The following is a 990-nucleotide window of genomic DNA, read 5'->3' on the forward strand; positions in this document are numbered from 1 at the left end:
GAAATAGAAGAATTACAGCGCAACACAGCAATAAAAATGCGCCGCCTGAACCACCAGGCTATACGTCTGCCAACTCATTGTTGTGAGTGTGCGATCCGATAGATGAACGAAGACGCCTGGTCGTTCAGGGTTGTCGGACTTGTGCAAGTTGCCAGGAGGATCTGGAACTTATCAGTAAACAGAGAGGTTCGAAGTGAGCGAAATTAACTCTCAGGCACTGCGTGAAGCGGCAGAGCAGGCAATGCATGACGCTGGGATTGACGCAGCCTTTCCCATGAAATTGGTAACACCATCGATTGTGCTGGAACTGCTGGATGAACGGGAAAGAAACCAGCAATACATCAACGCCGCGACCAGGAGAACGAGGATATTGCGCTAACAGTAGGGAAACTGCGTGTTGAGCTTGAAACAGCAAAATCAAAACTCAACGAGCAGCGTGAGTATTACGAAGGTGTTATCTCGGATGGGAGTAAGCGTATTGCTAAACTGGAAAGCAACGAAGTCCGTGAAGACGGAAACCAGTTTCTTGTTGTTCGCCATCCTGGAGACTCCTGTTATCAAGCACTGCACTGGTGACCTGGAAGAGTTTCTGCGGCAGTTAATCGAACAAGACCCGTTAGTAACTATCGACATCATTACGCATCGCTATTACGGGGTTGGAGGTCAATGGGTTCAGGATGCAGGTGAGTAGCTGCATATGATGTCTGACGCTGGATTCGCATCAAAGGAGAGTGAGATCGGTTTTGTAAAAGATAACGCTTGTGAAAATGCTGAATTTCGCGTCGTCTTCACAGCGATGCCAGAGTCTGTAGTGTCAGATGATGACCGTACTCAAACATCGGGTTGAGTATTATCTTACTATTTCTTTACATAAACATTGCACATACCGTTTAGCTGAAACGACATACATTGCAAGGAGTTTATAAATGAGTATCAATGAGTTAGAGTCTGAGCAAAAAGATTGGGCGTTATCAATGTTGTGCAGATCCG

General features: G+C 46.3%; 1 protein-coding gene and 2 pseudogenes. All 3 read left to right on the plus strand.

Annotated elements, in window-relative coordinates; all coding sequences use genetic code 11:
* Positions 1 to 197: pseudogene (locus tag L950_RS36930) on the plus strand (TraR/DksA family transcriptional regulator); the annotation flags it as partial.
* Positions 194 to 691, plus strand: a pseudogene (locus L950_RS25415) (ead/Ea22-like family protein). The pseudogenes L950_RS36930 and L950_RS25415, both read left to right, overlap by 4 nt.
* A gap of 6 nt (positions 692 to 697) precedes the next feature.
* Positions 698 to 847: a hypothetical protein gene (locus L950_RS29105; RefSeq protein ID WP_156169879.1), complete on the plus strand. Its 150-nt coding sequence runs from the start codon at positions 698 to 700 to the stop codon at positions 845 to 847.
* Positions 848 to 990: the final 143 nt, after the last annotated feature.

The organism is Sphingobacterium sp. IITKGP-BTPF85 (assembly GCF_001006065.1).
Taxonomy (GTDB): Bacteria; Bacteroidota; Bacteroidia; order Sphingobacteriales; family Sphingobacteriaceae; genus Sphingobacterium; species Sphingobacterium anhuiense.

Coding starts and splice junctions, on each gene's coding strand:
- L950_RS29105 (WP_156169879.1), top strand. CDS start 698: ATGATGTCTGACGCTGGATTCGCATCAAAGGAGAGTGAGATCGGTTTT.